The 6,977-nt window shown below is 64.4% G+C and carries 6 protein-coding genes; 1 reads left to right on the top strand and 5 read right to left on the bottom strand.

Annotated features, from left to right (window positions below; genetic code table 11):
- Positions 1-45 precede the first annotated feature (45 nt).
- The 5 genes from ACF8Q6_RS26455 to ACF8Q6_RS26435 form a co-directional block, all read right to left on the bottom strand.
- Positions 46-1,452 (bottom strand): amino acid permease, encoded by a 1,407-nt coding sequence (locus ACF8Q6_RS26455; protein WP_161775221.1) that lies wholly within the window; start codon positions 1,450-1,452, stop codon positions 46-48.
- 196 nt (positions 1,453-1,648) lie between these two features.
- Complete coding sequence (locus ACF8Q6_RS26450; protein WP_392494146.1) at positions 1,649-3,901, bottom strand: ATP-binding protein; 2,253 nt, start codon at positions 3,899-3,901, stop codon at positions 1,649-1,651.
- Positions 3,898-4,680 carry an ABC transporter substrate-binding protein gene (locus tag ACF8Q6_RS26445; protein WP_161775223.1) on the bottom strand — a complete coding sequence of 261 codons (783 nt, stop codon included), beginning with the start codon at positions 4,678-4,680 and terminating at the stop codon, positions 3,898-3,900. The genes ACF8Q6_RS26450 and ACF8Q6_RS26445 overlap by 4 nt, the downstream gene beginning before the upstream one ends.
- On the bottom strand, positions 4,677-5,393 hold the full coding sequence (locus ACF8Q6_RS26440; RefSeq protein ID WP_003256139.1) for a response regulator: 717 nt from the start codon (positions 5,391-5,393) through the stop codon (positions 4,677-4,679). The genes ACF8Q6_RS26445 and ACF8Q6_RS26440 overlap by 4 nt, the downstream gene beginning before the upstream one ends.
- Before the next feature lie 73 nt (positions 5,394-5,466).
- Positions 5,467-6,111: a TetR family transcriptional regulator C-terminal domain-containing protein gene (locus ACF8Q6_RS26435; RefSeq protein WP_392494145.1), complete on the bottom strand. Its 645-nt coding sequence runs from the start codon at positions 6,109-6,111 to the stop codon at positions 5,467-5,469.
- A 116-nt stretch (positions 6,112-6,227) separates the two neighbouring features.
- On the opposite strand from ACF8Q6_RS26435, the gene ACF8Q6_RS26430 reads away from it, so the two are divergent.
- The gene (locus ACF8Q6_RS26430; RefSeq protein WP_019751073.1) at positions 6,228-6,974 is read left to right on the top strand and encodes an enoyl-CoA hydratase-related protein; all 747 of its coding nucleotides are present in this window, start codon (positions 6,228-6,230) and stop codon (positions 6,972-6,974) included.
- Positions 6,975-6,977 lie beyond the last annotated feature (3 nt).

The raw sequence follows: 6,977 nt of genomic DNA, 5'->3' as shown, positions 1-6,977 counted from the left end.
CTTGTGTCGCGAAAGGGGCCGCAAAGCGGCCCCGGCAATCGTGAATCAAACGCCAGACGCGCTAGGCTCAAAGGTGCCCTGCCGGCGGCGGTTGACGAAGAAGTACGCCGCATAGCACAGGGCAATGAAGCCAAAGCCCCAGTACAGCGACGGTCGTTGGGTTTCATCCAGCGCCAGGAACACGAACAGCGAGCTGCACAGGGTGATGCACAGCAGCGGCACCAGCGGGTACAGCGGCGCCTTGTACTTCAGGTCCTGCAGTTGCCCGCCGTCGCGCAGCCAGGCCTTGCGGAAGCGGTACTGCGCCAGGGCGATGACGATCCAGGTCACGGTGCCGGACATACCGCTTACCGCCATCAGCACCATGAACAGCGTGTCAGCCGCAACGAAGCTGGTCATCAGCGAAATCAGCGCAAAGCACAGGGTGATGCTCAGCGCCCGCAGCGGCACGCCACGCTTGCTCAGCGGCGACAGGCTTTTCGGTGCCATGCCAGTCTTGGACATGGCCCAGAGGATGCGCGTGGAGGCATACAACCCAGAGTTACCCACCGAGAGGATGGCCGTAAGGATGACGAAGTTCATCAAGTCGGCGGCGTAAGGGATGCCGACCATGTCGAACACCTGCACGAACGGGCTTTCCATCAGCCCGGCCTGCTCGTGCGGCACAATGGCCGACAGCACGGCAATCGCCAGCACATAGAAGATCAGCACGCGGAACACCACATTGCGCACCGCCCGCGGGATGCTTTTTTCCGGGTGCTCGGTCTCACCAGCCGCCACCCCCATGATTTCGCAACCCTGGAAGGCATAGACCACGGTCATCATCACCGCGAACACTGCCGACAGGCCGTGGGGGAACAGCGACTCGCCCACCAGGTTGTTCAGCATCGGTGCGGGTGCCCCGCTGCTCAGGGGGATGGCACCGAAGATCACCAGCAGGCCAATGACGATGAAGCCGAGGATGGTTGCCACCTTGATGCCCGAGAACCAGTACTCGGCCTCGCCAAAGGCACGCGTGGCCAGGGCGTTGAGGCCGAACAGCACCACCACGAACAACGCCGACCAGTACCAGATAGGCACCTCCGGGAACCAGCGGGTCATCAACATGCCGGCAGCGGTGAACTCCAGGCCTACGGTGGTGGCCCAGCTCATCCAGTACACCCAGCCGATCATGAAGCCGGTGGCCGGGCCAATGTACTTAGTGGCGTGGGCCTGGAACGAACCGGACACTGGCATCTGCACCGACAGCTCACCCAGGCAGACCATCACCAGGTACATCAGCAAGCCGGCGACCAGGTAAGCCAGGATCGCGCCCACCGGCCCACCCTGATTGATGGTTACGCCCGAGCCCATGAACAGGCCGGTTCCAATAACCCCACCCAGCGACAGCATGAAGATGTGTCGGCTTTTCAGGGCGCGGGTGAGCTGGATCTTTTCAACGTTGTCAGTCATGGCGCACCTCACCATTGCGGCAGGTGCGTTTGGCAATGCGAACGAGGGGCTGAGCGCTACGGCATGTCATTATTCTTGTCTCCAATAAGCCTCATGGACCGCGTGCAACACGGTTGCCATGGATTATTGGAAACGGATGTAAGGTGCCGTTGTACGAACGGATCGAAGATGTAAAAAGTCGTAAGTTTTTTGTACGTCAGCTCTGAATCAGCTGTTCCAGGGTCGCACGGGCCTGGCCGAGCTGGCTTGCCAGTGGCTCGGCCAGTGCGTTCAGCGCCTGCCCATCATGCTGGCGGGCTGCGTCTTCCAGGCGTCGCAACAGCGCAGCCAGGCCAGAAAAACCCAGGGAGTCGCAACTGCCGGCCAGGCGATGGGCCAGGTGCAGCACCTCGGTAAAGTCCTGGGCCGGCAGCGCCTCGGCCAACGCCGTGGCGTGCTGCTCCAGTGACTGGCGCAACACATTCAGCAGGCCCTGCAGCTTCTGCTCGCCCAGCAGCGAGCGGTGGGTGGCCAGCAGCGACCAGTCCATGTTCGCGTCAATACCGGCCTCTTCAGTCGGCGTTGCGTCGGCCAGCGCCTGGCGCAGGTTGGCCAGCCGCAGGGGCTTGGCCAGCACACCTTGCATGCCGGCTTCCAGGTAATCCGACAGTTGCCCCGGTTGCACGCCAGCGGTCAGCGCCACGATCCGGCTGTGGTGGTTAGGCCCGGGGGTGGCGCGAAGCTGCCGGCACAGTTCCACCCCGCTCATGCCGGGCAGGTGAACGTCCAGCAGGATCAAGTCGAAGCGCCGCTGTGCGCACAACTGCAGGGCCTGCCCGGCATCCTCGGCAAAGTTCACCCGGTGGCCATCGCGCACCAGCAGGCCGCTCGCCACCTCACGGTTCAGCGCGACGTCCTCGACCACCAGGATATCCAGGCTGGCGCTGACCGACTGGGCCGGGGTATTGGCCGCAACCGGCTGCCCAAGGGCGATGTCGAGTTCGAACCAGAAGCAGCTGCCCTGCCCTTGTACACTGTCCAGGCCAATGCAGCCCCCCAGCTTTTCCACCAGGTGCTTGCAGATCGCCAGTCCCAGACCGGTGCCGCCGTAGCGGCGTGCCACGGCCTCGCTGGCCTGGACGAAGCGGTCGAAGATTTTTGCCTGTACGGCCGGCTCGATGCCGATGCCGTTGTCACTGACCGACAGCCGCAGGCGCTGCGTGGTCGCCTCGCTGACCAGCACCTGCACCTTGAGCCGCACCTGGCCGTGCTCGGTGAATTTGATGGCATTGGCCAGCAGGTTGCTGAGCACCTGACGCAGGTACTGCTCGGCGCCGTGCTGGTAACCGGCTAATTGCTCATCAATCTCCAGATGCAGTGTGTCGCCGTTGTCCGCGGCCATGGGTTCGAGCAGCGCCAGCACTTCCTGGCACAACTGGCGCAGCGAAAAGCCGACCAGCTCGGCGCGGCTCTCACCTTCTTCGAGCCGGGCGAAATACAGCACTTCGTTGAGAATCGCCAACAGCCCCTCGCCGGCCTTGTACAAGGCTTCCAGGCGCTGACGGTCGGCCGCTTCCAGCCGGCCACCGCGTAGCAGCTCGGCCATGCCCAGGATACCGTTGAGCGGGGTGCGCAGTTCGTGGCTCATGGTCGCCAGGAAGCGTGACTTGGCCAGGTTGGCGGCCTCGGCGTCATCCTTGGCCCGGGCCAGGCTGGCGGTACGTCGTTCGACCATGGCCTGCAGTTCGTCGCGCTTGTCTTGCAACGCCAGGCGGTCGCGCTCGCGGCGTTCAATGTCGCTGAGGATGGCGCGGCGCATATCGTCCAGGGCATTGGCCACCGTGTCGATCTCGTCAGGGCGCGATGAACGGCGGCGCCCCAGGCGCAACGGTTCCTGCCATTGGCCGGCGCCAATACGCCGGGCGAACTCGGCCATCACTTGCAGATGGCGGGTGACCAGGCGATAGAACAGCCCCGACAGCGCCACTGCCAGGCCACACAGGAACACGCCCATCCACAGCAAACTGGCAAGGCCGGTGGCATACAACCGATGGTGCACCGCACCCAAGTCGATACTCACTTCAAGCTCACCCAGGTGCCTGGCGGGGCCCGAGGGGGGCTGATAATCCAGGGGGAAGCGCTCGATGCGCAGCGGCCCCTTGGGTTCGGCCTCTCCTCGCAGCAGTTGAAAATCATCGCTAACCAAGCGCACCCGGGCCACGTCGGAAAAATCCACCAGGCCGCGCAATTGCGTATCCAGCTGCGCCTCGTCCAAGTCCCACAGGCTGCGCTCCAGGCTGGCGAGGTAGCCTGCGCGGATCAACGCCATGCGCGCCTCGATGTCGCGCATCTCGCGGCGGTATTCGAAATACAGCTGCACGCTACTGGCCAGTACGGTAAAGCACAGGCTGAACAACAGGATGAACCGCAGCAGGCGTCGCAGCAGGCCATCGGTGTGCAGGCGAATCATCGGGCATCTGCCGGCAGGTTGATCATGTCGCGGTAGGTGACCTCGCTCTGCTCCAGCCAGCGCGCGATCTCGCCAGCCTGGTTCATGCGCCGCAACTGCGCGTCGATTTCGTCCATGTGCTGGCTCAGGGGTGATTGCCGCGATACGGCTACCCGCAGGTAGTCCACGCTCAGCGCGCTGGGCAATACGCGGATGTCCTGCGCACCGGGCAGGTGCTCGATGAACAGTTGGCCGGTGCGCCGCTCCTGGATTACGTAGTCGATGCGCCCGCGGATCAGCTTGCCGAAATTCTGCTGACTGGACGATACCCGCTCGATGTTCTGGTGGCGGGCGACGAAGCGGTCGAACTCGGCGCCATAGCTTTCACCGTACAGCAGGCCGCCGCGGTAACCGGCCAGGTCCTCCAGCTGCTGGAACTGCACCGGTCGCTTGCGGTTGTAGAACACGGCCACCTCCTCGCGCACCACCGGCTCCGTGGAAAAACGCATGCGCTGGTCACGCTGGTCGCTGTTGTAGGCCAGGACCACGTCCACCCGCCCGGCGGCGGCGTCCATCAGGCAGCGCTTCCAGTTGCCCAGCACCACGGTTTGCACCTCGTAGCCCATGCGCGCGAACAGTTCGCGCACCACGGTTGGGGCCAGGCCGCGCACCTGGTGGCCGTCGCTCCAGGAAATGGGCGGGTACACCGGGTAGTCACAGTAACGCACGGGTTCACCGGCACTGGCGTGCAGAGTGGGCCACGTCAAGGCCAGCGCCAATCGCCAGGCGCGATGAATCATGCTGCCACGCTGGCGGTGAACAGGTAGCCGGTGCCGTGAATGGTGATGATCAACTGCGGTTCGGCGGGGTCGTCATGCAGCTTGCGCCGCAGGCGGCCGACCAGCACGTCGATGGAGCGGTCGTTGGGCACCCACTCGCGGTTGCGAATCTGGTCCATCAACTGGTCGCGGCTGAGGGTGTGGCCGCTGTTGCGCAGGAACACGCTGAGCAACTGGAACTCGCCGTGGGTCAGCAGGGTTTGCCCGCCACGGGCGTCGATCAGGCGCCGGCGGTCGGTATCCAGCGCCCAGTCGGCGAACTGCTTCAGCGATTGCGCGCAGGCCGGGGCGGGGTGCGCCTCGCGGGCATGGCGCACGCGGCGGATCAGGTTTTTCGCCCGGGACACCAGTTCGCGGGGGTTGAGTGGTTTGATCACGTAGTCATCTGCACCGCATTCCAGGCCAACGATGCGGTCTATGTCGTCATTGCGCCCGGTGACGAGGATGATGCCAACCTCCGAGCGCACCCGCAGTTCGCGGGTCAGGGTGAGGCCGTCCTTGCCGGGCAGGCGGATGTCCAGCAGCACCAGGTCGACATCCTGGCTGGCAAGCAGGGCTTCGGCCCTTTCCGCGGTGTCGGCGCAGTGTACGTCGTAGCCCTCCTGGGACAGGTAGGCCTGCAGCAAGTCACGAATAAGCGGATCGTCATCGACGATCAATACCCGAGGCGTCATTGCGTGTTGTCTCTTTTTATTGGTGTTGTTCTACACACTCGCGACAGCAGCGTACTCGTTACTGAACAGGTGATCAACAGCCCTTGGACAGGCTGAAGCGCCTCCGGCCGCCGGCCTGCAGGCCGTCGACCCAGGCCTCGCAGATGATCACGCCCTGCTCGGGGGTGAAGGTGCCGGGGTTCAGGCCCGACTCCAGCCACAGGCCGTCGAGCAAGGCGCTCAGGCTGATGGCCGCCAGGTCGGCATCGAAGCCCTGCCAGCCCTCCTCTTCGGCCAGTCTGGCCAGCAGCTGGCCAAGTTCGTTGCGGTACTCGCCGTAGGAGTGGTCGTGCACCTGGTTGATCGCGTCGGCGGTCTTCACCGCGCCCCAGAAGGCCAGCCAGGCATCGAGCAATTGCGGGTCGAGCAGCTCGGCGCAGAACGAGGCACGGAAGAACGCCGACAACCGCTCGCGGGCATTGGGCGCAGCTTGGGCCATGGCCTCGCGCAACAAACCCATCACCCGACCGGTGACGGCCATGTAAGCCTCTGCCACCAGTTCGTCCTTGCCCGCGTAATGGTGGCTGATCAGCCCGACCGAGACCCCGGCCTCAGCCGAGATCTTGCGGATCGAAGCCCCTTGGAAACCATGGCGTTTGAGGCACACCAGGGTCGCCTCGACCAGGTTGGCTTTGCGCAGTTCCGGCAGCATGCGGTGGTAGCGGGCTTCCTGAGTCATCGGTGGGTCTCTGGTTAGGGGCTGGACTGAACGACTGTACAACAAGCCGGACTGCGTGATAAACCCTAAGCGCCACTGCCCGGCAGGGCCCCCTCACAACAACAAAAGCGGCTGCCATGAACGACCTGATCACACGCGAGCTGGACCAAGGCCTGCTGACCCTGGCCTTCAACCGCCCCGACAAGCTCAATGCCCTGAACACTGCCATGTACCAGCTGCTGGGCGACCTGTTGCTGGCGGCAGGTGAAGACCCCGCTGTCGATGCCATCATCATCACCGGTGGGCCGCACTGCTTCAGCGCTGGCAACGACCTTCGCGACTTCCTCGACAACCCACCCAGCGACCTGGACAGCCCGGTGTTCCGCCTGATGCGGGTGGTCATGGGCCTGGACAAGCCGCTGATCGCAGCGGTCAGTGGTGCGGCGATCGGCATCGGGGCCACCCTGTTGCTGCACTGCGACCAGGTGCTGGTCAGCCGCTCGACCAAGCTGCGCATGCCTTTCGCGCCGCTGGGTGTGTGCCCGGAGTTTGGTTCCAGCCTGCTGTTGCCGCGTGTGCTTGGCCAGGCCCGGGCGGCACGCTTGCTGCTGACCAATGCATTGCTGGATGGCGAACAGATGCTGGCCTGGGGGCTGGCCAATGAGCTGCATGAAAACGGCGAACAGTGCCTGGACGCTGCCCGCACGCTGGCGCGGCAGCTGCAAGGCTACCCGCAGGCGGCACTGCGGATCAGCAAGCGGCTGCTCAAGGACAGCCAGCGGGCAGAGCTGGAGGCCACGGTGGCGCGGGAAAGCCGACTGTTCATCGAGTGCTTGCGTACTGAAGAAGCGCGGGCAGTGCTGCGAGGGCTGATCAAGGATTGAAGG

Source organism: Pseudomonas sp. GLN_2 (assembly GCF_043106005.1).
Taxonomy (GTDB): domain Bacteria; phylum Pseudomonadota; class Gammaproteobacteria; order Pseudomonadales; family Pseudomonadaceae; genus Aquipseudomonas; species Aquipseudomonas alloputida.
This window is presented reverse-complemented; position numbering and strand designations above follow the sequence as displayed.